The sequence below is a fragment of the Pseudomonas sp. GV071 genome (genome assembly GCF_003050835.1).
GTDB lineage: Bacteria > Pseudomonadota > Gammaproteobacteria > Pseudomonadales > Pseudomonadaceae > Aquipseudomonas.
This window is the reverse complement of sequence record NZ_QAOJ01000007.1, coordinates 280,133-306,803: the sequence shown is the minus strand read 5'-3', so window position 1 is coordinate 306,803 and position 26,671 is coordinate 280,133. Positions and strand designations below refer to the sequence as shown.

General features: G+C 62.4%; 28 protein-coding genes. 16 read left to right on the top strand and 12 right to left on the bottom strand.

Annotation, left to right across the window (positions count from 1 at the left end):
• Positions 1-239 precede the first annotated feature (239 nt).
• From fliD to C8K61_RS15820, 8 genes are all read left to right on the top strand, one after another.
• The gene (gene fliD / locus C8K61_RS15855; RefSeq protein WP_108097231.1) at positions 240-1,544 is read left to right on the top strand and encodes a flagellar filament capping protein FliD; all 1,305 of its coding nucleotides are present in this window, start codon (positions 240-242) and stop codon (positions 1,542-1,544) included.
• The gene (gene fliS / locus C8K61_RS15850) at positions 1,541-1,936 is read left to right on the top strand and encodes a flagellar export chaperone FliS (protein WP_108097230.1); all 396 of its coding nucleotides are present in this window, start codon (positions 1,541-1,543) and stop codon (positions 1,934-1,936) included. The genes fliD and fliS overlap by 4 nt, the downstream gene beginning before the upstream one ends.
• Positions 1,923-2,222, top strand: a complete 300-nt coding sequence (locus tag C8K61_RS15845; protein ID WP_256589451.1) for a hypothetical protein — start codon at positions 1,923-1,925, stop codon at positions 2,220-2,222. The genes fliS and C8K61_RS15845 overlap by 14 nt, the downstream gene beginning before the upstream one ends.
• A 3-nt stretch (positions 2,223-2,225) precedes the next feature.
• Positions 2,226-3,326 (top strand): flagellar hook-length control protein FliK, encoded by a 1,101-nt coding sequence (locus C8K61_RS15840; RefSeq protein WP_108097228.1) that lies wholly within the window; start codon positions 2,226-2,228, stop codon positions 3,324-3,326.
• A gap of 61 nt (positions 3,327-3,387) precedes the next feature.
• Positions 3,388-3,912, top strand: a complete 525-nt coding sequence (fliL, locus tag C8K61_RS15835) for a flagellar basal body-associated protein FliL (RefSeq protein ID WP_108097227.1) — start codon at positions 3,388-3,390, stop codon at positions 3,910-3,912.
• A gap of 6 nt (positions 3,913-3,918) precedes the next feature.
• A complete protein-coding gene (locus C8K61_RS15830; RefSeq protein WP_108097226.1) occupies positions 3,919-4,638 on the top strand; it encodes a FliA/WhiG family RNA polymerase sigma factor in 720 nt (239 codons plus the stop codon).
• A gap of 8 nt (positions 4,639-4,646) precedes the next feature.
• Positions 4,647-5,519: a flagellar motor stator protein MotA gene (motA, locus tag C8K61_RS15825; RefSeq protein ID WP_108097225.1), complete on the top strand. Its 873-nt coding sequence runs from the start codon at positions 4,647-4,649 to the stop codon at positions 5,517-5,519.
• Positions 5,516-6,469: an OmpA family protein gene (locus tag C8K61_RS15820; protein ID WP_108097224.1), complete on the top strand. Its 954-nt coding sequence runs from the start codon at positions 5,516-5,518 to the stop codon at positions 6,467-6,469. Before motA ends, C8K61_RS15820 begins: the two co-directional genes overlap by 4 nt.
• A gap of 101 nt (positions 6,470-6,570) precedes the next feature.
• On the opposite strand, the gene C8K61_RS15815 is transcribed toward C8K61_RS15820, so the two are convergent.
• The 4 genes from C8K61_RS15815 to C8K61_RS15800 form a co-directional block, all read right to left on the bottom strand.
• Positions 6,571-7,023, bottom strand: coding sequence for a hypothetical protein (locus C8K61_RS15815; RefSeq protein ID WP_108097223.1), 453 nt, complete (start codon positions 7,021-7,023; stop codon positions 6,571-6,573).
• Positions 7,020-7,838 (bottom strand): winged helix-turn-helix domain-containing protein, encoded by an 819-nt coding sequence (locus C8K61_RS15810; protein ID WP_256589450.1) that lies wholly within the window; start codon positions 7,836-7,838, stop codon positions 7,020-7,022. The genes C8K61_RS15815 and C8K61_RS15810 overlap by 4 nt, the downstream gene beginning before the upstream one ends.
• Before the next feature lie 267 nt (positions 7,839-8,105).
• A complete protein-coding gene (lafA, locus tag C8K61_RS15805) occupies positions 8,106-9,014 on the bottom strand; it encodes a lateral flagellin LafA (protein ID WP_108097221.1) in 909 nt (302 codons plus the stop codon).
• A 184-nt stretch (positions 9,015-9,198) separates the two neighbouring features.
• Positions 9,199-10,083 (bottom strand): helix-turn-helix domain-containing protein, encoded by an 885-nt coding sequence (locus C8K61_RS15800; protein ID WP_108097220.1) that lies wholly within the window; start codon positions 10,081-10,083, stop codon positions 9,199-9,201.
• A gap of 337 nt (positions 10,084-10,420) precedes the next feature.
• Here C8K61_RS15800 and C8K61_RS15795 point away from each other — a divergent pair, with 337 nt between their 5' ends.
• The 3 genes from C8K61_RS15795 (at position 10,421) to C8K61_RS15785 (ending at position 14,346) form a co-directional block, all read left to right on the top strand.
• Positions 10,421-11,779 (top strand): glutamine synthetase family protein, encoded by a 1,359-nt coding sequence (locus C8K61_RS15795; protein WP_108097219.1) that lies wholly within the window; start codon positions 10,421-10,423, stop codon positions 11,777-11,779.
• A 27-nt stretch (positions 11,780-11,806) separates the two neighbouring features.
• Entirely contained in the window at positions 11,807-12,898 is a 1,092-nt protein-coding gene (locus C8K61_RS15790; protein ID WP_108097218.1) for a polyamine ABC transporter substrate-binding protein, read from the top strand.
• Positions 12,899-13,023: 125 nt separating this feature from the next.
• Positions 13,024-14,346, top strand: coding sequence for an FAD-binding oxidoreductase (locus C8K61_RS15785; RefSeq protein ID WP_108097217.1), 1,323 nt, complete (start codon positions 13,024-13,026; stop codon positions 14,344-14,346).
• Between the two features lie 82 nt (positions 14,347-14,428).
• On the opposite strand, the gene C8K61_RS15780 is transcribed toward C8K61_RS15785, so the two are convergent.
• From C8K61_RS15780 to C8K61_RS15755, 6 genes are all read right to left on the bottom strand, one after another.
• On the bottom strand, positions 14,429-15,715 hold the full coding sequence (locus C8K61_RS15780; protein WP_218277817.1) for an NAD(P)/FAD-dependent oxidoreductase: 1,287 nt from the start codon (positions 15,713-15,715) through the stop codon (positions 14,429-14,431).
• 190 nt (positions 15,716-15,905) lie between these two features.
• Positions 15,906-16,421, bottom strand: a complete 516-nt coding sequence (locus C8K61_RS26635; protein ID WP_146174295.1) for a hypothetical protein — start codon at positions 16,419-16,421, stop codon at positions 15,906-15,908.
• A gap of 134 nt (positions 16,422-16,555) precedes the next feature.
• Positions 16,556-16,768 carry a hypothetical protein gene (locus tag C8K61_RS15770; RefSeq protein ID WP_108097216.1) on the bottom strand — a complete coding sequence of 71 codons (213 nt, stop codon included), beginning with the start codon at positions 16,766-16,768 and terminating at the stop codon, positions 16,556-16,558.
• Between the two features lie 204 nt (positions 16,769-16,972).
• Positions 16,973-18,250: an FAD-binding oxidoreductase gene (locus C8K61_RS15765; protein WP_108097215.1), complete on the bottom strand. Its 1,278-nt coding sequence runs from the start codon at positions 18,248-18,250 to the stop codon at positions 16,973-16,975.
• A gap of 102 nt (positions 18,251-18,352) precedes the next feature.
• The gene (locus C8K61_RS15760) at positions 18,353-19,108 is read right to left on the bottom strand and encodes an anti-sigma factor (protein WP_108097214.1); all 756 of its coding nucleotides are present in this window, start codon (positions 19,106-19,108) and stop codon (positions 18,353-18,355) included.
• Positions 19,105-19,617, bottom strand: a complete 513-nt coding sequence (locus tag C8K61_RS15755) for a sigma-70 family RNA polymerase sigma factor (RefSeq protein ID WP_108097213.1) — start codon at positions 19,615-19,617, stop codon at positions 19,105-19,107. Before C8K61_RS15755 ends, C8K61_RS15760 begins: the two co-directional genes overlap by 4 nt.
• A gap of 158 nt (positions 19,618-19,775) precedes the next feature.
• Between C8K61_RS15755 and C8K61_RS15750 the strand changes: the two genes are divergently transcribed.
• From C8K61_RS15750 to C8K61_RS15740, 3 genes are all read left to right on the top strand, one after another.
• Entirely contained in the window at positions 19,776-20,861 is a 1,086-nt protein-coding gene (locus C8K61_RS15750; protein ID WP_108097212.1) for a catalase family peroxidase, read from the top strand.
• Positions 20,858-21,388, top strand: coding sequence for a cytochrome b (locus C8K61_RS15745; RefSeq protein WP_108097211.1), 531 nt, complete (start codon positions 20,858-20,860; stop codon positions 21,386-21,388). The genes C8K61_RS15750 and C8K61_RS15745 overlap by 4 nt, the downstream gene beginning before the upstream one ends.
• Before the next feature lie 153 nt (positions 21,389-21,541).
• A complete protein-coding gene (locus C8K61_RS15740; protein ID WP_108097210.1) occupies positions 21,542-22,339 on the top strand; it encodes a phosphodiesterase in 798 nt (265 codons plus the stop codon).
• A gap of 115 nt (positions 22,340-22,454) precedes the next feature.
• On the opposite strand, the gene C8K61_RS15735 is transcribed toward C8K61_RS15740, so the two are convergent.
• Complete coding sequence (locus tag C8K61_RS15735) at positions 22,455-22,883, bottom strand: hypothetical protein (RefSeq protein ID WP_108097209.1); 429 nt, start codon at positions 22,881-22,883, stop codon at positions 22,455-22,457.
• 131 nt (positions 22,884-23,014) lie between these two features.
• Here C8K61_RS15735 and C8K61_RS15730 point away from each other — a divergent pair, with 131 nt between their 5' ends.
• Positions 23,015-23,863, top strand: coding sequence for a cache domain-containing protein (locus tag C8K61_RS15730; protein ID WP_371919997.1), 849 nt, complete (start codon positions 23,015-23,017; stop codon positions 23,861-23,863).
• A gap of 32 nt (positions 23,864-23,895) precedes the next feature.
• Here the strand turns inward: C8K61_RS15730 and C8K61_RS15725 are convergent, their stop codons facing one another.
• A complete protein-coding gene (locus tag C8K61_RS15725; protein WP_108097208.1) occupies positions 23,896-24,786 on the bottom strand; it encodes a LysR family transcriptional regulator in 891 nt (296 codons plus the stop codon).
• Between the two features lie 97 nt (positions 24,787-24,883).
• On the opposite strand from C8K61_RS15725, the gene C8K61_RS15720 reads away from it, so the two are divergent.
• Positions 24,884-26,671 (top strand): alkyl/aryl-sulfatase, encoded by a 1,788-nt coding sequence (locus C8K61_RS15720; RefSeq protein WP_108097207.1) that lies wholly within the window; start codon positions 24,884-24,886, stop codon positions 26,669-26,671.

Genomic DNA, 26,671 nt, shown 5'->3' with positions numbered 1-26,671 from the left:
CCCGCAACCACGCACACCGATATTCGCCCCACGCCCTTAATTCGCTACCCCATCCAGTCGCCTATCTCCTGGTAATCCTGCACACCGCAGCCAGGCGGAAACCCTGTTTCCGCCTGCCGCCCAGCACCGTCCAGGCGGAAGTTCTTCTTCTCCATAAAGTCGAGCTAATTGCCTATAAATCAACAAGTTATAGGTATGGCATCGATATTGCTCAATGGCATTCAGAGGGGTACATAACCATGGCAATTGATTCCGACTACGTGCAACAGATGGCAACGCAACTGGCGCAATACGACGTCCAGGCCGGGCAGGCGCGGGCCAAACGCAGCGAGACCAAATACAACGCCGAGTTGAAGGCGGTTGGCGATCTGAAAACCGCCCTGAGTACCTTTGCTTCCGCCGCCAAGGCGCTGAAGAGCACCAGTAGCAGCGCCGACAGCATGCTGATCAACAGCGCCAAGTTCAGCAGCGAAGGCGTGGCCACCGCCAGCGTCGGTGCGACGGCGGTGAGCGGCAGTTATGAATTTTTCGTCAAGCAGCTGGCTAGCAAAGACCAGGTGGCACTGCAGGGCCTTACCGATGCGGACCTGGGCAGCGGCAGCCTGACCTTTGGCCAGGGCAGCGAGAGTTTTTCCGTCGATATGAGCAGCATCACCACGCTCGACGGCCTGGCTTCTGCAATCAATAACGCCAGCGACAACACCGGCCTCAAAGCCACCCTGGTGCGCAGCAATGGTCAGGTCAACCTGGTGCTCACCAGCGAGAAGACCGGTGCCGATCAGGCCATCAGCCTGAGCAGCGACAACGCCGCCGTGCAGACCGCCGTCGACGGGCGCAAACAGCTGTCCACCGCCAAGGACGCCATCGTCTATCTGGGTGGCGAGAGTGGGGTGGAGCTGACCAACAGCAGCAACACCTTCGATGCCGCCATCACCGGCGTCAGCCTGACCTTCAACAAGGTCACCGGCCCCGACGACGAGCTGCTCACCGTGGACATCGACCAGGACGTGTCGGCGACCAAAGACAAACTGCAAAAGTTTATCGACGCCTTCAACACCCTGATGACCAGCATCGGCTCGCTCACTGCCAGCGGCAGCGACAGCAGCGCCCGTGGCGCGCTGGCCGGCGACGCCAGCGTGTTGGCGATCAAGTCGGTGGTCAACAACCTGGTGCGCACCAGCTTTGGCGACACCTCGCTGATCAACTTCGGCGTCAGCTCGAATAACAGCGGCAAGTTGACCCTGGACGCCAAGGCCTTCGAAAAGGCCATCGCCGCCGACCCGGATGGCTTTGAAACCCTGTTCACCGGCAAGGGCAATCTGCTCGACAGCCTCGACTCATCGCTCAAGGTCTACACCAGCAGCTCCAACGGCCTGCTGACCTCGCGGGTCGACAGCCTCAATGAAAAGCTGAGCAAGATCAACGATGACTACGACACCTTGCAGGTGCGTTACGACAGCTCATACAGCCGCTACCTCAAGCAGTACACCAACCTCATGCAAGTCATGACCTCCATGGAACAAACCAGCAGCCTGTTCGTATGAATACCTACAACCTGAACGACGGTTACGACAGCTACCGCTCGGTAGACCTGGAGGCCAAAGCGGCCTCCGCCTCGCCCTATGAGCTGGTGCTGATGCTGTTCGACGGCCTGCTCGACGAGCTGGCCCGGGCCCGTGGGCATATCGAAGGCAAGCGCTACCAGCAAAAAGGTCGCTCGCTGGAGAAGTGCCTGAACATTCTCAACGGCCTCAACGGCGCCCTCGACTACGAGCAGGGCGGCGAGTTGGTGCAGGGCCTGGCGCGGCTGTACGACTACTGCATCTACAAGGTCTCTGACGTCAGCGTGAGCCTGTCGCTCGCCGACCTCGACGAAGTGGTGCGCTTGCTCGGCACCCTGCGCGAGGGCTGGGAGGGTGTCAGTGCCTCGCGTTGAACGGTTGCGCCTGCTGCACGAGCGTTTGCAGCAGGTGCTGGCCGCCCGTGACTGGCTGGCATTGGGCGAGGTGGACGCGGCCATTCGTGAAGAGCTGCAGCGCGACGTACCGCCGAGCCTGGAACGCCAGCGTCTGCAACAGCAGCTCAAAGAACTGCATGGCCGGGCTTATCAAGCCTGCGCCGGCGAATGTGAGCGGGTGCGCCAGCTGATGCTGTCGCACCTGGAATACGCCGAAGGGCGCTCGGCTTACGAGCGCGTCGAACTGCTGCAAAACCGGAGTTAACACGTGCTGCAACTGATCAACACGCCTGCTGCCCAGGGCACCTTGCCGGGCGACGAAGCCATCGCGCCACAAGCCCAGGCCGGCAATCGTCCGCTAGCCACCGGCGAGGGTTTTGTGCTCGACGCCCAAGCGCTGTTGGCGAGCGCCGTGCCGAGCAGCGAAGCCTTGCCAGCCGAGGTCACGCCAGCGCCGGCCGAGCCTGCTGAACTGCTCGACGGGCTTGCGCAGTTGCCGCTGGACCCGAGCCTGCAACAGCAGGAGCTGAGCGCCGAGCAGTGGCTGCTGAGCATGCTCGGCCAGCGCATGACCACCGTGCAGGCGCGTGACGGTGACGCTGCGCAAGGCGCTGAGCAGCCTCAGGTCGATGCGGCGATGGCTCAGGATGTGCTCACTCAGGCTCAACCGGTGTTGCCCGCGTTGAACGTCAAACTGGCTGCGCTCAGCACCGTCAGCAGCGACGCAACACCTCCACTGCCGGCCGCTAATCAGGACAGCGACAGCGATGCCCTCAGTGCCTTGCTCGCCACTTTAGCGGCGGGTGCCGAACCCGCCACGGCTAGCACGGCAGTCACGGCAGATAGCAGTGCTCCGGCGATCAGCGCGATGACCGCCAGCAGCCCGACGCCAGCAACCACTGCGGTGCCACAGGAGCTGGCCGCCGCGCCGCTGGAGCGCCATTTGCGGTTGCAGGCACCGGAGGCCAAGTGGGGCGAACAGATGCTGGTGGCGCTGCGCGACAACGTCGAGCTGCAACTGCAGCAGAAAGTACAGAGCGCCACCATCCGCCTCGACCCGCCAGAGCTGGGCAGCATGGAGATTCTCCTCAGTCACGAATCCGGGCGCCTCACGGTGCAGATCTCGGCGGCCAACAGCGACGTCGCGCGTTTGCTCAACAACACCAGCGAACGCCTGCGCCAGGAGCTGGTGGGGCAGAACTTTTTGCAGGTGAACGTGCAGGTGTCGTCCGACAGCTCCGGGCAACAGAGCCAGCAACAGGCCCGTCAGCGCTTGCCGGTGGAAGAGCAAATTCTCGCCGCCGCGCCGGCGCCCGAGCAGGAGCAACGGCAGGGCAAACGCGGCGACGACATTCTGGTCACCGTTTAACCGACGGCCACGCGCATCAAGCGTGGGGCCTTATTCACAGCATCTGGATAGCGAGCTTTTTATGGCAGTGCCACGGGTCATTCTCATCATGCTGGTCCTCAACATGTTCGTCGTGGTCGGCGGCGTGGTGACCAACTACTTGCTGCTCAAACCGTTGTTGCATGGCGGCAGCGCCATCGCCAGCACCGCGCCGGCAGCGCCCGGTGCGCCGGCCGGTGAAGAGACGGCCGCGCAGGCGTTGGCTGGTGAGCAGGAAGCGCCTGGCGAGCCCGGCGAGTTCACCTTCTTCCCGGTGCAAAAGGTCATCGTCAGCCTGCGTGGCGGCGAGCGTGAGCACTACTTTGTGCTCGACCTGGTCTTGCAGGCTGAAGCCGACGCCGACCCGAAAAAGCTCGAACAGGCCGACCCGATGGTGCGCAGTTCCGCCGTGGCCTACCTGTCGGCGATGAAGTTCGAGGAGCTGCGCAACCTGACCATTCCGGCCCTGCAAAGCCAATTGGAAACCGCGCTGTTGGCGGATTTCGCCAGCCGCAAAGTCGTCGCGCCGTTCCAGCATGTGCTGGTCAGCAAGATGCTCGTGCAGTAAGCCGCCATGCATGCCGTCGACTACGCCGCCCAGCCCACGCCCCGCGCCCTGTTCGCCCCCGGTGCCGAACAGCGCTGGGTGCGCCAGTACCTGCCACTGGTCAAACGCATCGTCAGCCAGCTGTCGCTGCAGGCCAGCCAGGCCATGGACCGCGAAGACATGGAGCAGATCGGCCTGATGGGTCTGCTCGAATGCCTGCGCCGCTACGGCGAACCCGACGAGCAGTTCGGCCGCTTCGCCGCGCTGCGCATTCGCGGCGCGATTCTCGATGAACTGCGCCGCCTCGACTGGCGTCCGCGCCAGCTGCGCCAGCAGGTGCACAAAGTGCGCGATGCCATTCGTGCCCTGGCCCGGCGCCTGGGCCGGGTGCCGAGTGAGGAAGAGGTGCTGGCCGATACCGGTCTGTCGGCCAAGGCCTACCAGGACTACCTCTGCGCCGACGCCAGCGAGGCCATCGAAAGCCTCGACGAATTGCTGCAGAACGGCCATGACCAGGCCACCGCCGGCTTCGAAGACCGCCTGCATAAAGAGCGCTTGCTGGAGCAGGCCCTCGGCGCGCTGAACGAGCGCGAGCGGCTGATTCTGACCCTCTACTACCAGCACGAACTCAGCCTCAAAGAGATTGCGCTGGTGCTGGATTTGACTGACGCCCGCGTGTGTCAGTTGAGCAAACAGGCACTGGCCAAGGCCTGCCGTTTTTTAACCGATAAACCCCAAGGTGCTTAGGTGCTGTTATGCAGAAATTAATCGGAGCACTGATCATCGTCGGCTGCGTACTGGGCGGCTACACCATGGCCCATGGCGTGCTGTCGATGCTCTGGCAGCCGGCCGAGATGTTGATCATTCTCGGCGCCGGCATCGGCACCCTGGTGGTGGCCAACCCCAAGGAAGTGCTGCACGAAATGTGCGTACAGCTCAAAGACGTGTGCGTGTACAAACGCCGCGGTGAAGAGTTTCAGCGCCAACTGCTGATGATGCTTTACGAGCTGCTGGAGATGGTCGACGCCGGCGGTCTCAAGGTGCTCGATGCGCACATTGAGGAGCCCGAGCAGAGCGAGCTGTTTGCCAAGTATCCGTTGATCCGTCAGGAGAAAAACCTGATGGCCTTTATCGCCGATAACTTCCGCCTGATGGCCATGGGCAAGATCAGCGCCCACGAGCTGGAAGGGTTCCTTGAACAGGAACTGGAAGCCATGGAGCACGCCCTGCTGCAACCGGCGCGCTCGTTGCACAAGGTCGGTGAGGCGATGCCGGGCTTCGGCATTCTCGCGGCGATCATGGGTATCGTCATCACCATGGGCAATATCGGTGGTTCGGTGGCCGAAGTCGGCGCCCACGTTGCAGCGGCACTGGTGGGGACCTTCCTCGGCATCTTCTGCTGCTACTGCCTGATGGACCCGCTCTCCAGCGCCATGACCCAGCGAATCAAGACGGAACTGTCGGCGTTGGAATGCGTGCGTACCACCCTGGTCGCCCATGTCGCCGGCAAGCCAACGCTGTTGGCCGTGGACGCCGGGCGCAAGTTGATCGAGCAGGACGTCAAACCGGCATTCAAGCAACTGGAAGTCTGGGTGACCCAGTACGAGGAACAAAGGGACGCCGCATGAACAAGCGTGCAGGTGGTAACAAAGACCGCGAAATCATCATCAAGCGGCGCAGCCGCAAAGGTCATGACGAGGCCCATGGCGGTGCATGGAAGGTGGCATTTGCCGACTTCACCATGGCCATGATGGCGCTGTTTATGGTGCTGTGGATCGTCCAGCCGCAGAGCCATCTGGAGAACCCGGCCGCCGGTGACCTGGCGGCCAACCCGCTGGTGGATGGCGGCGCCGGGGTGTTCGACGGCACCAGCAAAACCCCGATCGAGCTGGACGGCATGCCGATGCCGGCCAAGCCGGAAGTGTTGGCGCAGGGCAGCGGTCAGGCCAGCGGCAGCAAGACTGAGGCGCAGCATGAGGGGGAGGCCGACGGCAACACGCCGAAGCACTACCAGTCCACCGCCGACTTGCAGGAGCTGGCAGCGCTGATTCGCCAGGTGTCCGGCAAGGTCGACGCGCTGGCGAATATCGAAGTCAACGTGGTGCCCCAGGGCCTGCGCATTCTGATCAAGGACGACCAGAACCGCTTTATGTTCGAGCGTGGCAGCGCCACCCTCAACCCGCATTTCAAAGGGCTGTTGGTTGCACTTTCCGGGGTCTTGGCCAAGGTCGACAACAAGCTGATTCTCAGCGGTCACACCGACGCCGTGCAGTACCGCCAGCGCCAGGGCTACGACAACTGGAACCTCTCCGGCGACCGCGCCCTGCGTGCACGCAATGTGCTGGTGGAAGCGGGCATGCCGGCCGCCAATGTGCTGCAGGTGGCAGCGCAGGCGGATGTGATGCCGCTGCGCGCGGACGACCCGAAGGATGGCGCCAATCGGCGCATTGAAGTGCTGTTGCTCACCGACAGCGCGGAGAGTCTGTATCGGCAGTTGTTCGGCGAGAGTTATGCGCGGGTGAAGTTTTCCCAGCAGGGCGCCGAGTTTGAAGGTGGGCAGCCGGTGGAGAAGTTGTAGGTCGCGGTTTGCAGGGTTCGCGGCTGACCGGAGCGCCGGACCGGCCGCTCCTACGGATTGTGCGTCCTTGTAGGAGCGGCTTCAGCCGCGATGTTCCTGATCTAATCCGCGCAATACAGCTGGCGCGTCTCCACCGCGAAATAGCATTTGCCGATCGGCCGCAAATTAATCACCGAATCCACTTCACCGCCATACATCAGGTTGAACAGCAGGTCGTTATCGATGTTGCTGGAGGCATCCAGGTCGGTGGCTTTGCCTTTCTCCACCCGCAAGCGCATGCGGTTGAGAAAGGCTGATTCGACGATGCCGGACGTCTCCATGATGCTCTGGCCCTGGCGGGTCATGGCGTAGAAACGACCGTCCTTGACCAGCAGGGTGTGGCTGACTTCGATGCTGTGGCCATCGCGCAGAATCACCGCACCGCTGGAGCTGTAGCGACCATTAAATTCATTGCTGGACTTGAAGTTCACGCACACCAGTAGCAAGCCGAGCAAAGCGCCCACCACCAGCAGCGCGCCGCCGATAAACCAGCGGCACCTTTGCACTCGACTCATTGCAGGCAGCTCCGCAGTTGCTCGTCGGCGACCTTGGCGATCTGCGCCCGGTTGATCATCATCCAGCGCGTGGTATCGCGCTGCACGCAGAGCATTTCAAAGAACCCGGCGTTGGCGCCGAGGCGAAACTGCACCGGTTGCTCCGCCAACCCGGCTACCCGCACGGACAGTGCGGCCGTGTCGCTCTGCAACTGCGCCAGGGCCTGGGGCGCGGTGGCGGCGTAAACGAAATGTTTGTTGCCGATATCGCGCTCAGCCACCAGTACCTGGGACTGGAACAGCGCGTAGTAGATATAGGTGAACACGATCAGGCTGAGCAACGCCACGACCGCCGTCGCCACCATCAGGGTGGCCAGGCGTTGCTGATTGGCGGTGCGGTTGGCGCGCCGCGGCAGCTGCAGTTGTTCGAAAAAACTCGGCGCGGGTACATCGGCAACATTGTCGAAATTGACCAGGAATTTCGGGCTGAGCATGTAGCCGCGGCGGGGCAGGGTCTGGATGATTTCGCGCTTTTTCTCGTCCCCGAGCACTTGGCGCAGGGCGTAGATCTGCTGGTTCAGGCTGCCCTGACCGACAATCCGGTCGCTCCAGGCAAAGGCCAGCAGTTCATCACGCGCCACCACTTCACCGGGCACGCGCAGCAAGCGTTCCAGCAGACGGCTGCCGGAAAAGCCCAGGTCGACTTTCTCCTCGACGCCATCCCGGCAGAGAACCAGTTGATAGCGGTCAGGGTGAAAGTGCGCCTGGCATTCATCCGAACGCCCGGTGCGGATTACCAACGCAGGCTGGACCTCTTGGGTCCCGGTGCGCGGCATGGTTTCACTCATCGTCATATGTGCCTGCAAGGACCCCGGTGCTTTGTGAGCATTTGCTTAAGCAGCTACAAAAAAATACAAAGCGGTCGGCATTTTGGCGTCAAAAAAAGGTTGCATCAAGGACTGTGTCGGAAATTTCTTACAAGCTGGCTAGTTATATAGGCCAAATCCGCTGTTTTGCGCAGTGCCCGACAGCCGGAAAAGTTGCACCAACGACAACGCCCCGAACGAGTCGGGGCGTTGTTACCGCGGGGTAGTGCGTAGGTCTTAGCCCAGCAGGGACATAACCATGCCTGGCATCTGACCGGCTTGCTTGAGCATCGAGATGCCCGATTGCAGCAGCATGCTGTTCTTGGTCATGGTGGCCGATTCGGAAGCGAAGTCAGCGTCCATGATGGTGCCGCGTGCTACGTCGGTGTTGTCTTTCATGTTGGCCAGGTTGTTGGCGGTGTGGTTCAGACGGTTGATGTTGGCACCGAACTGAGCACGCAGGGAGCCGATGCTGTCCAGCGCGTCGCTCAGGGTGGTGATCATGCCGTTGGCAGCGGTGCCGTCAGCGCCAGCGATTTCAGTACCGGGAGTGGTGCTGTCCGGGGTGGCGTATTGAGCCGACAGGGTGTCCAGGGCAGTGGTCAGGTCGGTCAGCGGTGTGCTCACGTCCAGGGTCAGTTTTTCATCAGCGCTGGCGCCGATCTGGAAGTCCAGGGCAGCAGAGAACTTACCGGCCGAACCGTCGGTTACCGCCGAAGCGCCGCCGTCAGAGAACAGGCCTTCACCGGCGTACTTGGTGTTCTTGATCACGTTGCCCAGTTCCTGACCCAGTTGGTCGTACTCGGCCTGCATGGCGTCGCGGTCATCGGAGCTGGCAGTGGCGTTCGCCGATTGGGTGGCGAGGTCTTTCATGCGCTGAACGATGTCGGTCATTTCGCTGAGTGCACCCTCGGAGGTTTGCAGCAGCGAGACAGCGTCGTTGGTGTTGCGGGTGGCTACAGCCATGCCGCGGGATTGGGCGCTGAGGCGGGTAGCGATCTGCAGGCCGGCAGCGTCGTCGGCGGCGCTGTTTACACGGTAGCCAGTGCCCAGGCGCTGTTGGTTGGTGGACAGCGCGCTGTTGGTTTTGCCCAGGTTGGTTTGAGTGACCAGAGCGGAGTAGTTGGTATGAATCGACAGAGCCATGATGGTAATCCTTCGAGCTAGTGGGCTTGAGTGAAGCTGGCTGTGATCGCCTGCTGAAAAGGTAAGGCGACAGGTCGATTGGTTGGATTAAGGGGGGCGGTGAATTTCTTTTTTTGCGGGGAGGGCGGCGCTTATTTAGAACCATGCGAAGGAGGTGGTATTGCCGGCGCGCGGCAGCTGGGCATTAGGCCCCGCGCCGTTGCAACGTGCACTTGGGCTGTTCATTGAACAGCCCCCGATATGCCTCGGAAAATCGCCCCAAATGCCAGAACGACCACCGCATCGCCACCTCTGCCACCGTCGTTTCCTCCGGTGCCGCTCGCGCTAAATCACGGTGCGCGGCGTTCAAGCGGCGCAAGCGCAGCCAGGCACTGGGGGTAATGCCAGTGAAGTGGGTAAACGAATGTTGCAACTGCCGCACCGTCACCCCGGCCGCCGTGGCCAGTTGCAGGACATTGAAGTTGTCTTCGGGGTAGGCGCTGGCCAGTTCGAACACCTGGCTGACGATGCGGCGGTCTTCGGCCAGGCGCCGTTGCCGCGGCTGGTCGAGTGAACGCGAGGAGCTGTCGAGCACGAACAAACAGTCATCGACCAATTGTCGCGACAGGTTGGCATCCAGGCTGGCGCCGGGGGTGGCCGAGAGTGTGTTCAGCACGTAACTCAGCCAGGAGCTGAATACTTGGCTCTGTTGCGATTTCAAAGGGGTCAGCAGCAGGCCGTCGAGGCTGTCGGCGCAGGGCGCCTGGCCCATCAGATTGAGGTCGACCACCACGGCCACTTCGCGGTAGTTCTCGGGGGTGATCCAGGTGTTCTGGCTCTGGCTGTTGAGCAGATAAAGGGCGCCATCGGCCATGTCGAAGCTGAACACCAGGGCATTGTCGGGTGCATGGAAATGCTGCTCGACGCGGGTGTTCATCCGCTCTTCGTAAGCCTCCACGCCGTTGCACTGGGCATGCACGATGCTGCCGTGGAAACGCCCGGACGACATCTGCGCGTAGTGCTGCTGCCAGCCATCAATGGCTGTGCGCTGTTGGTCCACATCGAGTGTCTGGAGAACCTTGATCGGCATGCGCCCCCCGAGCCTGCAGAAAACTACTGCGCTCGGCTGGGCGGCGTTAAAAACAGACTCGCAATGCTCATTGGCTACAGCCAACTGCGCTTACTCGCCTGTTTTTGCCTTGCCCATCCTTCGCTCGCTACGTTTTCTCATTAATAAAGAAGTCGCCCGATTATGGCCGGGCTCGCGAGCGCGATTGTTTAGCCGTTTGCGGAGCTTAGGTTGGCGGTTTAGCGACTAAACGTCGCATGCGCCAAAAAGTGGCAGGGCGCTTTGCGCAAACTGGATAGATGCCCCAATTGCCGGCCGTGCAGACTCGGTGCCTTCAAGAACAACTCCCTGAGGGTTTATGAAAGGCGATCTGCAACAGCTGAAAACTTGGCTGAATAACAACAAAGTCACCGAAGTCGAATGCCTGGTCTCCGACCTCTCCGGCATCGCCCGCGGCAAGATCTCGCCCACCAACAAGTTTCTCGCCGAGCAGGGCATGCGCCTGCCCGAGAGTGTGCTGCTGCAAACGGTGACCGGCGACTTTGTCGACGACGACGTGTACTACGACCTGCTCGATCCTGCCGACATCGACATGCACTGCCGCCCCGATGAAAACGCAGTGTTCCTGGTGCCATGGGCACTGGAGCCAACTGCCCAGGTGATCCACGACACCTACGACAAGATGGGCAACCCCATCGACCTGTCGCCGCGCAACATCCTCAAGAAGGTGTTGGCGCTGTACACCGCGAAAAACTGGAAGCCGATCGTGGCCCCGGAAATGGAGTTCTACCTGACCGAGCGCAGCCCGGATCCGGACTATCCGTTGAAGCCGCCTGTGGGCCGCTCCGGTCGTCAGGAAACCGGTCGCCAGTCGTATTCCATCGAAGCCACCAACGAATTCGATCCACTGTTCGAAGACATGTACGACTGGTGCGAAGCCCAGGGCCTGGACCTCGATACCCTGATTCACGAGGAAGGCACGGCGCAGATGGAAATCAACTTCCGTCACGGTGACGCCCTGCAACTGGCCGACCAGATTTTCGTGTTCAAACGCACCATGCGCGAAGCCGCGTTGCGTCATAACGTGGCCGCCACCTTTATGGCCAAGCCGATGACCGGCGAGCCGGGCAGTGCCATGCACTTGCACCAGAGCGTGGTGGACCTGACCACCGGCAAAACCGTGTTCGCCAACGAAGACGGCAGCATGAGTGAGCTGTTCCTCGCGCACATCGGCGGCCTGCAGAAGTACATCCCGGAAACCCTGCCGCTGTTCGCACCCAACGTGAACTCGTTCCGCCGCTTTCTGCCGGACACCTCGGCGCCGGTGAACGTAGAGTGGGGTGCTGACAACCGCACCGTCGGCCTGCGCGTGCCGGAATCGGACCCGCAAAACATGCGCGTGGAAAACCGTCTGCCGGGCGCCGATGCCAACCCGTACCTGGCCCTGGCGGCCAGCTTGCTGTGCGGTTACGTCGGCATGGTCGAAGGCCTGAGCCCAAGCGAACCGGTGGTTGGCCGTGGTTACGAGCGCCGTAACCTGCGCCTGCCGCTGACCCTGGAACAGGCGCTGGAATGCATGGAGCAGTCGACCATGGTCCAGGAATACCTAGGCCAGCGTTTCCCATCTGCGTATGTGGCTGTGAAGCGTGCCGAGCATGAAAACTACAAGCGCGTCATCAGCTCCTGGGAGCGCGAGTTCCTGCTGCTGAGCGTGTAAAAAACAACAACCTTAAGGGGCGTCTCAATGAGCAAATCACTGATCAAAACAGTGCTGGCTGGCAGCGTATTGCTGCTCAGCGGCGGCGTGTATGCCGCCGGCGTGGTGAACGTTTACAACTGGACCGACTACATCGGCAAGACCACCTTGAAAGACTTCCAGGCGGAAACTGGCATCACCCCGGTGTACGACGTTTTCGACTCCAACGAAACCCTGGAAGGCAAGCTGCTGGCTGGCCATACCGGTTACGACGTGGTCGTGCCGAGCAACCACTTCCTTAGCCGGCAGATCCGTGCCGGGGTCTTCCAGAAGCTGGACAAGAGCCTGTTGCCCAACTTTAAAAACCTCAGCCCGCAATTGCTCGAGCGCCTCCAGGAAAACGATCCTGGCAACCAATACGCCGTGCCGTACCTGTGGGGCACCAACGGCATCGCCTACAACGTGGCGAAGATCAAGGAAGTGTTGGGCGTCGACAGCATCGACTCCTGGGCTGTGTTGTTTGAACCGGAAAATCTGCAAAAGCTGAAAGCGTGCGGGGTGTCCTTTATGGACTCGCCGGACGAGATCTACCCGGCCGTACTCAACTACATGGGCAAAAACCCGCGTAGCGACAAGCTGGAAGACTATAAAGAAGCGCAGAAAAAGCTCGATGCCATTCGCCCCTATATCACCTACTTCCACTCCTCCAAGTACGTGGCGGACCTGGCCAACGGCAATATCTGCGTAGCCTTCGCCTACTCGGGTGATGCCTTCCAGGCCATGAGTCGCGCGCAGGAAGCCAAGAACGGTATCGACATCGCCTATGTGGTGCCCAAAGAGGGGGCCAACCTGTGGTTCGACATGCTGGCCATTCCCGCCGACGCCAAAAACGTCGCCGAGGCCCATGCCTACATCAACTACCTGCTCAAGCCCGACGTGATCAGCCAGGTCAGCGATTTTGTCGGTTACGCCAACGCCAACCAGGCGGCGGATACGGTGATGGACCCGGAAATTCGCCAGAACCCGTCCATCTATCCGTCGGATGAGGTGCTGAAAAAACTCTACGTTTCCTCCGAATGGACCACCGCCGTAATGCGCTGGACCACCCGCGCCTGGAACAACTACAAGTCCGGTCGGTAACTGGCCCTTGTAGGAGCGGCCGGACCGGCCGCTCCTACGCGATCAACATCGAGGCTTCAGCCTCGATTCCTGGAAACACAATCAGCCGCTTGGGGCGTGCAAACCTCCAGGCTAAAGGCCTTTGTATGTCGTTGAATTCTTCTCTCTCTGGCGCAGCTAGCACTGCCCACACCGCCTCCTACTACCACGCCACTCGCAACAAACAGATCGACTTCCCCGTGCTCAATGGCGCGCAGGACTGCGATGTGTGCATCGTCGGCGGTGGTTTCAGTGGCCTCAACACGGCCATCGAACTGGCCGAACGCGGCCTCTCGGTGGTGCTGCTGGAAGCCCGGCAAATTGCCTGGGCGGCCAGCGGTCGCAATGGCGGCCAACTGATTCGTGGCGTCGGCCACGACTTGTCGAAATTCGCCGGGCAGATCGGCACCGACGGCGTTGCCACCCTGGAACGCCTGGGCCTGGAAGCCGTGGAAATCGTCCGCGAGCGCGTGGCCAAATACGGCATCGACTGCGACCTGCGCTGGGGCTACTGCGACCTGGCCAACACGCCGCAGCATTACCAAGGTTTTATCGAAGACAAACAGGCGCTCGAGGCCATGGGTTACGGCCATGAGCTGACCCTGATCGAGCCTGCGCAGATGGACCGCGTGGTCGGCTCCAAGGTGTTTGTCGGCGGCATGATCGACAGCGGCTCCGGCCACCTGCATCCACTCAACCTGGCCCTCGGCGAAGCCGCCGTGGCGCACAAGCTGGGCGTGCGGATTTTCGAAAACAGCGCCGCGCAGCGCATCGAATACGGTGCCAAGGTCAAGGTGCACACCGCCTCCGGTATGGTCCGCGCCAATCACCTGGTGCTGGCTGGCAACGCCCACCTGGCTGGTCTGGTGCCTGAACTGAGTGGCAAGGTATTGCCCGCCGGCAGCTACATCATCGGCACCGAACAGCTCAGCCCGGCCCAGGCCGAACAACTGATTCCTGGCAATCGCGCCCTGTGTGACCAGCGGGTTGGCCTGGACTACTTCCGCCTCTCGGCTGACCGGCGTCTGCTGTTCGGTGGTGCCTGCCATTACTCCGGTCGTGACCCACAGGACATCGCCGCCTACATGCGGCCGAAAATGCTGCGGGTATTCCCGCAACTGGCCGAAACCCGTATCGACTTCGCCTGGGGCGGCACCATCGGCATCGGCGCCAACCGCCTGCCGCAGATCGGTCGTCTGCGCGGGGAAACCAACGTGTACTTCGCCCAGGCCTACTCCGGCCATGGCGTGAACACCACGCACCTGGCCGGGCGCCTGCTGGCCGAAGCTATCTGCCGTCAGGACAGTACTGGTTTTGACCTGTTCGCCAGCGTGCCGCACATGAAATTCCCCGGCGGCAAATTGCTGCGCACGCCGCTGCTGGCGTTGGGCATGTCGTGGTATCGGTTGCGCGAGATTGCTGGGTTTTAAGGCGAGACGGACATCGGTGTCTTTCCCGCCATTCTGGATCCCAGCCTTCGCTGGGATGACGGCGATAGGTTGAGCACCTCCGTCATTCCCGCGCAGGCGGGAATCCAGATTGCTGGAGGTGATCAGCTTCTTCCGGCAAACAAACACCCCAGTGTCTTTCCTTCAACCCAATCGGCCCGAACGGGTCGACTAACGTCCCCGCCACCATCGCCGCCAGAATCTGCGGCGCGGGTGGAATTTTCGACAACGTCGCCATCACCCGATCCCGCAGGAACGGCAGCACCCGCGAGTCCGATTGATAGAACGGCGTAAACGCTCCCGACAACGCCTGAAAGGTGCGCACATGCAGCCGTCGTGAAGCCGCGTAACGGGGCAGGGCGCTGGCCAGGTCGGTGCTGGTGTTCAGCGCATGCATCAAGGCGCGCGCATCGAGCAGGGCCATGTTGGCGCCCTGGCCCAGTTGCGGGCTGGTGGAGTGGGCGGCGTCGCCGATGATCGCCAGGCTTCGCCCCACCGGCATGGCCAGGGTGTGATGACCGTAGCGGGCGAGGGTCATGTCGTCGAAATCGTTGATCTGCTGCAGATAACTTTCGCAGTCCGGCCAAAGCCCGGCGACGTGGTCTTTCCAGCTGTTGATACCGGCGCGTTTCAGCGCCTCGACCTGATCCGGTTTGGTGCTCCAGAAAAACGCACTCATGTCGGCGCTGCCCGGCCCGGCTTTGCCGATGGGCAGCACGCCGATCATGGTGGTCGCGCGGTGGTAACGCTGCACCAGGGCTTGGCTGCTCAGGGCGGCCTGGTCAGCCTGCAACGAGGCCCAGAAGGCGCCATACACCAGCGGCTTGGGTTCGCTCGGTTGCAGGGCCAGCATTTTCAGTTTGGAGCGCGAGCCGCTGGCATCCACCACCAGGTCGAACGGCCCGGCCTTCGCTTGTCCATTACCCACCAGCCAGGCCTGGTCGCCACGGGTGTCCAGGGTGTCGACATCCAACCCGGTCTCCACCCTGATGCCTTCTGCTTGTGCCGCCTGGAACAACACGTGGAACAGTGCGGCGCGGTGCACGGCGATGCCATAACGGCCGCCCTTGATCGCGGCGTAGCGCACATCGAGAACAGTGCGCCCGCTCTGCGCATCGGCGCCGTACAAGCGGTCGATGCGACTGCCCAATTGGGCGATGGCCTCGAACAGGCCAAGGTTCTCCAGCACGCTGAGGCCGGTGGGTTGCAGAATCAGCCCGGAGCCAACCGGCGAAGCTTCGGCAAAGCGCTCGAACACCGTCACCTGGTGTTCGCTGCGCTTGAGATAAAGGGCGGCCGCCAGGCCTGCAGGGCCGGCGCCGACGATGGCAATGCGCAGCGGTTTGATCACCTGAATTCTCCAGCCCGACTACAGTGGGCATGTCCTTGGAACGGGGGAAGGGCGCTGCTGGTCGAGTGCCATGGCGCGTTGCCGTTATACCTGCAAAGCGCTGAGTCGGTAAGCCCGAGCGCGTCGCGTTACGGGCAAAAAAATGGCCAGTGGGGCGAACCCGACTGGCCATGTTTTCTGCTGTGGCGCATCAGCTGCCGCCGCCTGCGCCACCCCCGGCACCGCCTGCGCCACCGGCACCGCCAGAGCCGCCACCGGTACCGCCGCCCACACCGCCGCCAGTACCACCGGTGCCAGTTCCGCCGGTTCCCGTACCGCCTGTGCCAGTGCCACCGCTGCCGGAGCTGCTGCCGCCACCGCCGCTACCGCCGGAAGGGCTCATGGTGCCGCCAGTTCCTGTCGTGCCGGCACCGGTGCCGGTGGTTCCCGTCCCGGTGCCGACACCTGTGCCGGTACCGCTAGTACCGGTGCCAGCGGGTGCGCCGGTTCCCGTACCGGTGTTGCCTTGGCCAGTGGCGCCAGTACCGGTGCCGGTGCCCGGACTGGTCGCGTTAGTCCCGGAGGTGCCGGTGCCTTCACCCGACGTGCCAGCTTCCGGGGCGCCCACGCCGTTGCCGGGGCTGACTGTGGCGGCCAATACCAGGGTGGAAGAAGAGGCGGCCAGCAGGCCGCTGAGTACCAAGGCAGTGAAAGGTAATTTGCTCATCATCGATGCTCCATTTCTGTGAGTTACCCAGAGTGGAGTGGCGGCAATTTGCCCTTGTTCGACAAACAGGACCAGTGGTCGTAACGCAGAAACAACAAAGGCGCCTGAGCGGCGCCTTTGAGTAGAGCGATCAATCAATGCCACCAGCGTGGCTGACCCCAACGTTGCTCTTCGCTGTCGAGTTTTTTGTCGACGGCTTGGGTGGTGTCATCAGCTTTCTGGCTTTTGCTTTGCTCGGTGGTCTGTTTGCTGGTGGCGGCGTCGTAGCTGTGGTTTACATCAGCGCCAGCGAAGGCGGTGCCAGTCAACAAAGCGGTGAGCAGGGAAGCGGTAACGATGGTTTTCATGGTGTGTTCCTCAAGGGGGTTGTGAGTGACTTCGGGGCCAAGCTTCCCCTGTCACCGCTTCCTTGAGAAACGCATGGTGTTGGTAGTTGATATCGCTGAAATTGATTGTCGCTAAGAGCCCCGCCCTAGACCTCGTGGCCTTCTTTAGGAGCGGCTTCAGCCGCGATCCCTGCAATCGCTGATCATGGCGCAAACCCCGATATATCAGCCAAACCGGTGAGGAGAAAACGGCGCTAACGGCACTGAGGTTTGCAACCCGCTGGCCATCTCCGCCAGCAACTGCCCCGTCACCGCACCCAGCGTCAGCCCCACATGCCCGTGGCCGAAGTTATAGAACACCTGCGGCAATAACCGCGACTGGCCCACCACCGGTTTGCTGTCCGGCATCGATGAGCGAAAGCCCATCCACTGCGACGCCGGCTCATGCTGCAGGTTAAGAAAACGCCGCGCGCCATTGGCCAGGTAGCGGTAACGCCGTGGGTCCGGCGCGGCCTGAGTGCCGGCGAATTCCACCGTGCCCGCCACCCGCAACCCCTGCGCCATCGGCGTCATATAGAAGCCACCGGCGCCCCAACACACCGGGCGGTTGAGCACGGCGCCGGCTTGTTCGAACAGCACGTGGTAACCGCGTTCGGTGTCTTGCGGCAGTTCGTCACCCAATGACTTGGCCAGTTGTTTGGACCAGGCACCGGTGCACAACGCCACCCGCTCGGCCGTCAACGTCTGACCACTGGCGAGCACCGCGCTGACCTGTTCGCCGCCTGCGCTGCTGCGGTGGATATCGCGCAATTCACCGCGCTCGAAGCGCCCGCCCAAGGCGAGAAAACGTTGGAACAGGCAAAGGCTCAACGCATACGGATCGAGCGTGCGGCTCACCCCGGGCAACTCCACGCCCAAAGCAGCGCGGGCGTTGAGTGCCGGCTCCATGGCATGCAGTTCGTGGTTTTCCACCAGCCGGATTGGCACCTCGAAGGGCAGGTGATAGGCGACCATTTCCTCCGCTACCCGCCGCTCATGGGTTTCGAAAATATACAGCGAACCGTCGTGGCGAATCAGGTGGTTGGCCTGGGCGTCGTCCAGCAGCGTGCCCCAGGAACTCATGCACGGCTTGAGCAGGGTATCCAGGTCACGGCTGATGGCGTGCACCCGCTGCTCGCTGGAGTGGCGCAGAAACTGCCACAGCCATGGCGCGATCTTGCCCAGGTAGGCCGGGCGGACTTTCAGCGGGCTGTCCGGCTTGAGCAGCAACGCTGGCGCCTGGCGCCAGATGCCCGGGGTCGCCACTGGCTCCACCGAGTAGGTGGCAAAGGTGCAGGCATTGCCAAACGAGGTGGCGGTGCCGGGGAGTTGGCGGTCCAGCAGGGTCACGCGCCAGCCGTGGCGTTGCAGCCACAGGGCGGTGGCGATGCCGACCACGCCGGCACCGACTACCAGGGCGTGTCCGCGGGTGTGATGGGTGCGGGTGTGATGGGTTGTGCTCATGTGCGGCTCGTTATCGGGCTCTTCGAGATCGGTTCAGAGCGCCACCTTACCCCGAGCCGCAACGGCATGTTTGGTCGCGGGTCCGCACGAAAATTTTGCGGCTTAAATCGATTGGCCGAGTGCCTGGCGCACCTGAGCGGCGGCCGGATCATCAGCCGGCGTCACCAGTGCATAGTTGTATTCGGCACTCGACCAATAATCCGCCTGCAATTCGCCATCGCGCCGCGCGCCGCGGCTCAGCAGGTAGTTCTGCGGGCCTGGCGGGCGGATGTAGAAACTCACCTTGCGCCCGTTCGGGTCCTGGTACACCAGCATCGCTGCCGCGCCCTGTTCGGTGCTGATCATCCGCCCGCCCACCGGTTGAAAACCGGCGGCGGCGAGGTCGGGCATCCGGTCGGCGCGTGCAAAGTGCTGGTCCAGCCAGCCCTGGGCATCGCCACGGCTGGCGCTCCAGTCGCTGGCCATGCCGTCGTTGACGGCGAACATGCGGTAGGCCTGCACGGCGTCGGCCATCGGCAGCATATGGCTGGCAAAATTGAGGGTGCGCGCCTGCCAGCCGCCAACGCCGCCGAGGCTGACGGCAATCAGCAGCAGCGCGGCGGTAGCGAAGTGGCGGCTGCGTTGCCGGCGCAGGCCGTGGCGGATGGCGAACGGGTCCAGCTGCGGGTTGGGTGGCAGCTGCAGGGCGCCGCTGAGGGCCGCGCGCAGGTGCTGGGCGTCCTGTTGCCAGGCGCGTACCTGGGCGGCGACCTCGGGATGCGCGGCGAGGTACAGCGCCACCTGTTCGCGTTCGGCCTCGTTCAAGTGGCCGTCCACGTAGGCATGCAAGTCGTGGTCGCCGGGGGGCAGAGTGATCATTTCAGGACCCGTAAAGAAGGGGTGGTGATTTCGCCCTCGCCGAGCTGGCGTAATGCCTGGCGCGCGCGGGACAAGCGGGACATCACGGTGCCGATCGGCACGCCGAGGATATCGGCGATCTCTTGATAACGCAGGCCCTCCACCGTGACCCAGAGCAGAATCGCCCGTTGTTCATGGGGCAGGCGCTCGAAGGCGGCGAGGGTGGTTTGCGCCACCACCGTGCGTTCGGCCGAAGGCGAATGGTGCTCGTCCTGGCCACCGGTGAACAGTTCCAGCAGGCGCCGGTAGCGGCTGGCGCTGCGCTGCGCATCGAGAAACTGGCGGTACACAATGGCGAACAACCAGGCGCGCAGATCGCCGTCCGGTTGTTTGCTGGCCCAGGCGCCCAGGGCTTTTTCCAGGCTGGCTTGCACCAGGTCGTCGGCGCTGCTGGGGTTGCGCGTCAGCGACTGGGCGAAGCGGCGCAGGCGGGGGAGCAGATCGCGCAGTTGGTCATCTATGCCGTGCATGGCGGTCCAGGTTGGTCGTGTCAGCAGAGTGTGGTGAGCAAGACGCCACTGCGCGGAGATTATTCCCGAAGGGTGGAAAAAATAAATAAACACCCGGCCGGGAATAAAACCCTAGCACGTGCGTCTGACGGCACCTTCGCCAGACTCTGGAGCTTCCCATGGCCGACAGTGACCCGCAGCAACGCCCACCCCTCAGCCCGGTAAACCTGGCCTTGCGCCTGGGCGCCATTGGCGCCGTAACCGTGTTGATCGCCGCCGCCCTGGCTTACACCGGCGGCTACTTCAGCCCCGAGCGGGTGACCCCGGCGCGGGTCGTCGATGTGCTCGAACACAACAACGGCGAGCACCCGGGCTTTCGCCGCAACCACCCCAAAGGCATCTGCGTGACCGGCTACTTCGACAGCAATGGCGCCGGCGTCGAGTTGTCCTCGGCCGAGGTGTTTAGCGCCACCCGCACGCCGGTGCAGGGGCGTTTTTCCTTGCCCACCGGCAACCCGTATTCGCCCGACAGCGCGGCACCGCTGCGCAGCATGGCCCTGCGTTTTCAACAAGCCAACGGCCAGCAGTGGCGTACCGGCATGAACAGCATGGCGGTGTTTCCAGTGGGCACCCCGGAAGCGTTTTTCGGCCTGCTGCAAGCCACCGCGCCGGACCCGGCCACCGGCAAACCCGACCCGAAAAAGGCCGGCGCGTTTTTCGCCGCCCACCCGGAAACCGGCGCCTTTCTGGCCTGGGTAAAAACCGCCAAACCGGCGGCCAGCTTCACCACTGAAACCTACAACAGCGTCAACGCCTTCTACCTGACCAATGCCGCAGGCGTTCGCCAGACCGTGCGCTGGAGCATGGTCGCCGACGCCCAGGCCGACAGCGCTGCGCCGACTGCCGACGACTACCTGCAAGCCGACCTGCAACAGCGCCTGGCCAACGGTCCGCAGCGCTGGAGCCTGATCCTCACCCTGGCCAATCCCGGCGACCCGAGTAACGACGCCAGCAAAGCCTGGAGTGGCGAACACCGCCAAGTGAATGCCGGCACCCTGGTGATCGAACACGAGCAGGCGCAAGACAACGGCGCATGCCGCGACATCAACTACGACCCGCTGATTTTGCCGAGTGGCATCGAAGGCTCGGACGACCCGCTGCTGGCCGCCCGCTCCGCCGCCTACGCCGCCTCGTACCAACGCCGCGCCGGTGAAGTTGAATCGCTGCCGCACCACGCCAACGCAGCCCAGGAGCAGCGCCCATGAGCACTCAACACTTCTCTGCACCGGCACGCCTGCTGCACTGGCTGATGGCCGTGATGATCATCGCCATGCTGTTTATCGGCGTGGGCATGGTGGCCTCGGTGTCCGAGCGGCACCAATGGCTGATCAACCTGCACAAGCCCCTGGGTATTGCCATTTTGCTGTTGGTAATCGTGCGTTTGCTGGTGCGCTTTACCCACGTGACGCCGGCATTACCCGTCGACATGCCCAGCGTGCAGAAGCTCGCGGCGAAGCTCTCCCATGTGCTGCTGTATGCCTTGATGCTGGCCTTGCCGCTGGTGGGCTGGGCGATGATTTCCGCAGCCGGCGACCCGGTGATGCTTAGCAGCAACCTGCGTTTGCCCGCGCTGCTGGCCGCCAATGCGCCGACTTTCGCCGTGCTGCGCAACGCCCATACCTACCTGGCGTACCTGTTGTTTGCCACGGTGTTGCTGCACCTGGCCGGCGCGCTGTTCCATGCCTGGATTCGTCGCGATGAGGTGCTCGGTAGCATGCTCAGAGGTAAGTAGGCAGATCAAAATCTCGCGGCTAAAGCCCCTCCCACAAATGACCATGAAACCTTGTGGGAGAGGGGGGCGGCCATCCGATTCAGCCTCGATTGCCGTTACTCGGTACAACATTTGCTGCGCCGTTTCCTTTCAGCCACACCGAAAGGAATCTGCATGCTGATCGCTCACCTCTCCGACCCGCACATCTGCCCCGAAGGCGAGCTCTATCAGGGGCTGGTGGATTCCAACGCCATGTTCCTCGCCGCCGTGGCGCAGGTCGCGGCACTGGACCCGCCGCCCGATGTGGTGATCATCACCGGCGACCTGATCGATGATGGGTCGCCGGCCTCCTATTCCCATGCGCAGAAACTGCTCGCCGTTATCCAGCAACCGCTGCTGCTGATTCCCGGCAACCACGACGAGCGCGAAGCCTTCCGCGCAGCCTTTGCCGCTTCTGGCTATTTGCCGGAAAACGGTCCGCTGCACTTTGTCGCCGGGCAGTACGGTCCGGTGCGTATCGTCGCCCTGGATATCACCATCCCGGGCCTGCACCACGGCGACTTCGACGACGCGGCCGCCGCCTGGCTGGAGCAGACACTGGCCGCCGAACCCCAACGCCCAACCCTGGTGATGCTGCACCAACCGCCGTTCGCCAGCGGCATTCCCTACATCGACCTGTACGCCTGCCACAACGGCCCACGCCTGGCCGAGGTGATTGCCCGGCATCCGCAGGTAGAGCGACTGGTGTGCGGCCATATTCACCGCTTTATGCAACTGCGTTTCGGCGGCAGCCTGCTGTGCACCGCGCCGAGCACCACCACGGCAATTGCCCTGCGGCTGCGGCCGGATGCTGAGGAGGCCTCGTATATCGAGCCGCCGGCCATGCTGCTGCATCACTGGAAAGCCGACACCGGGCTGATCACCCATTGGCTGCCGATTGGCGAGTTTGCGGGGCCGCTGCCGTTCGCGTAGGGCGAATAGCGCCACCGGCGATATCCGCCGCCGCACAGCCATGGACATCACCGTCGCAGTGGGCGGCAGGGCTTAAGTCGGCGTAACGACGGATACCCGCTAGCGGGTAGTCGCCCTATTGGGTGCGCCATTGCCCCCCGGCTTTTTCACAATCAGTGCGCGCCTGCGACTCATCCTTGAGGTCGTAGTAATAGGTCAGCACTTGCGCGCCTTTGGGGATGTTCGCTGAGTCGGCGTGGCTGTCCTTGCTGCTGGAACGCTGGTTAGCCATCGACTCCTGGGTGAGGGTGGCGATGCAGGTGCCTTTGGGTTTTTCCGGGCAACTGGCGACTTTGGTTTTACTGCTGGCCAGCGTCTCCTTGCTTTCGTTGCTGCACGACCAGTCGATGCTGCCGGCTGGCACGCCTTTGTATTCGTAGCAGGATTTGCCTTCCACCATCGGCACCGAGGCGCTTTGTGCGCGGGTTTCGACCATGCAGGCTTCGGCCCACACGCCGCTCGCGGCGAGGCTGGTCAAGAGCAGAACGAGGAGTCGAGCATTCATGGTGGTGGCCTTTTATTGGGGGCTTTGAGCTGTGAAGCGGGGTTAGCCTTTTTGGTTCAGCAGGTTGGATGAATGGTATTGGCGCGTACCTGTCTACACTGCACAGCAGTCCCTCAATCTGGAGTTGGTCCATGACCCTGGCTATCCGTGCGCTGTTGACGTTGATGCTGTCGTTATTCGGTTTTACCGCCATGGCGCAAAGCGACGCCGCCTACCAAGAGGAGGCACAGCACGCCAAGGCGTTGCTGCTCAAGGCGGTGGACTACTACGAGAAGAACGGTGATACCGCGTTCGCTGCCTTCAGTCGCCAGGGCGAGTTCGTTACCGGCCAATTGTATGTGTACGTGGTCAACACCCAGGGCGTGATGCTCGCCAGTGGTGGACCCTCGGTGATGCTGGTGGGGCGCGATGTGTCGGCGACCCTCGACGAGGACGCGAAGAAAATCTTTGCCCGCGCCCTCAGCGAGCCGGAAGGGGAAATGCACGAGGCCGAGTACCGCTGGGTCAATCGCCAGGACGGTAAGGTGGAGCGCAAGCACACCTATTTCCAACGCATCAACGACCGCATTCTGGCCGTCGGCTTTTACCTGCCACGGGCCAAGCCCGCGGAAGCGGAAAAGCTCTTGGCTGAAGCCAGCGAAGCCATCAAAAAAGAACCGAAAACCACCTTCGCCGCCATCAACGACCTTGACCCGCGTTACCTGCAGGACGACCTCTACGTGTTTGTGGTCGACCTCGACAGCAAACGTTTTGTCGCCCACGGCTACAACCGTCGCCTGATCGGCACCGACTTCGCCAACCTGAAAGCCCCCGACGGCGTCGAGATCGGCCAGCGCATGCTCGATGCGATCAAAAAGGACGGCAAGGGCGAGCTGGAATACCTCTGGCGCAACCCGGTGACCGAACGCAACGAACACAAGCATGCGTATCTGCAGCAGGTGGGTAATTACATGGTGGCGGTGGGGTATTACTCGCGGTAGCCGCCGCTCCTACAAAGATCAGATGCAGACGCTTAGCCATCCTCCCGCCGAATCTCTTCAAGCATCGCCTGCGCCGCAGGCGACAGGCTGTGCCCGGAGCGGGTAACCACGCCATAGGCCGACTGCTGCGCCGGCTGATCGCTGGTTAAGGGCAGCACGGCCAAACGCCCATTCTGCACATCGTCCGCCACTACATCCCATGGCGACATGCTGATCACGTCGCTGCTGGCCACCAGCGCTTTGAGCACCAGAAAGTTGTTGCACTCGATCTCCAGCAGTTGCTGGCGCCCACTGAGTTGCCCCAGGGCGGCGGCTACCGTGTCGGGCAGTTGGGTGCCGGCCAAGGGGTAACGGCTGAGCATGGCCCGGTCGACAGTGGCCTCGCGGAGCAGCGGGTGACCGGGACGGCAGAAGAACACCCCGTGGTGGATGCGCAGCGGTTCGATATGCAGCAAGGGGTCGCCAGCGAACTCGCGGATATCGGCCACGAACAGCTCCAGGTTGTCGTTGAGCAATTGCTCGCGCAGTGGCAGCCAGCCGTCGATCACCAGTTGCACATGCACCTTGGGAAAACGCGTCACCAGTTGTCCCAGTGCTCGCGGTATCAGGCGCGCGGCAGGGTAGGGGCCGCAGCCGACGCGCAGCTCACCTGCTTCCAGGTTGGCCAGTTGGCTGACCGCGTTGTGCAACGAGCGGCTGGCCTGCAACAGCCGTCGCGCATGTTCCAGCACCAACTGGCCATGGGCGGTGAGCACGGCGTTGCGCGGGCCGCGGTCGAGGAGGCGGCAGCCGAGGCTGGCCTCCAGCGCCTGAATGCTGCGCGACAGAGCGGGTTGACTGAGGTTGATCGCCTCTGCCGCACGGGCGAAATGGCCGTATTCGGCAACCGCGACAAAATGGCGAAGCTGGCGTAAGTCATTCATGCGAATCTCGCATCAGAAGCTGGATAATTTTGCATTGGAATTATCAGTCTGCCTTTGCCAACCTGCGCCAGTCCATAACAACAAAAGAAAATCCTTCATGAGCGCACTCAACCGATTCAGCGGTTTGCTGCTGGCTGCGGCGTTGCCGTTGACGGCTCTTGCCGACCTGCCTGCCGAAACCATTCAGCCCTCGATCAATGCCGAGCTGGCCGAACACACCAAAGTGTTCAACAAGCAGATCTACAAAGTTACCGACACCGTCTACTCGGCAGTCGGTTGGAGCATCGCCAACAGCGTGATGGTGATTGCCCCCGAGGGCCTGATCATTTTCGATACCGGTGAGTCGCCAGAAGAGTCCGCCAAGGTTTTCGCCGAGTTCCGCAAAATCAGCGACAAGCCGGTCAAGGCCATCGTCTACAGCCACTTTCACCCCGACCATATCAACGGTGTGAAAGGCTTCGTCAGCGAAGAGCAAGTGAAGAGCGGCGAGGTGCAGATTTACGCCCATGAAACCCTGCTCGACAACGTGGTCACCCAGGGCGCGCTGGTCGGCCCGATCCTGGCCATGCGCTCGGCCTACACCTTCGGTGCGGCGCTGAACGCGGCGGATCGCAAGGACATGAACGGTGGCATCGGTCCGATTGCCGTCGGTGGGCAGAGCACCTTCATTGCCCCCACCATCACCTTCAAAGACCAACTCGACACCACCATCGCCGGCCTGCCGGTGCAGTTTCGTTGGGCGCCGAGCGAGGCGCCGGACGAGATCGTCATGTACATCCCCGGCAGCGGTGTGCTGCTCAGCGCCGAAGTGGACCAGGGCCCGACCCTGCCGAACATCCACACCCTGCGCGGCGCCAAATTCCGCGACCCGGTGGCGTGGGTGAATAGCCTCGATCTGTTGCGCAGCTTCCATGCCCAGTACCTGGTGCCCTCCCATGGCCGCCCGGTGAGTGGTGCTGACCAAGTGGAAGAAGTGCTGCGCATGACCCGCGACGGCATCGCCTATATCCACGACCAGACCGTGCGCTGGATGAACAAGGGCCTGACCCCGGACGAGTTGGTGGAAAAGGTGAAACTGCCGCCGCACCTGGCCGGCTACACCCCGTACCTGCGTGAGTACTACGGCACGGTGAAACACAGCGTGCGGCAGATTTACGAAGGCTACCTGGGCTGGTTCAAAGGCGACCCGGTCGACCTCGACCCGATTCCTCCGGTGGAAAAAGCCAAGCGCACCGTCGAGCTGATGGGGGGCCATGACAAGGTGCTGCTGGCTGCTGGCGATGCCTACCTGAAGGGCGACTACCAATGGGCGGCGGAGCTCGCCACCTATGTGATCCGCATCGACCACGAAGACAAACTGGCGCGCGACATCAAGGCCCGCAGCTTCCGCAAACTCGGCTACGCGCAGATGAACATCAACTGGCGCAACTGGTACCTGATGAGCGCCATGGAGCTGGAAGGCACCCTGGGTGAAGAGCAACTGGCGGAAATGGCCAAGCGCTTGCGCGGCACCTTCCTGTCGCCGGATATGCTGAAAAACCTGCCGGTGAAAGTCTTCCTGCAGAACTGGATCACCCGTGTCGACCCGGACAAAGCCAACGACGTGAACCTGACCCTGGGCTTCGTGTTCCCCGACATCAACCAGCAGTGGGCCCTGGAAGTTCGCCGTGGCGTGGTGCAGTTGCACCCCGGAATTCCAGACGGCACGACGCTGAAACTGACCCTCGACAAAACTTACCTGGACACCGTTATCAGCGGCCAGAACAGCCTGCTCAAGGGCGCGGTGCTGGGCGATGTGAAGGTCGATGGCAACCTGCTGGATATCAAAACCTTCCTCGGCTGCTTCGACTTCAGCGACAGCCCGATCAGCCTGACGGTGCGTTGA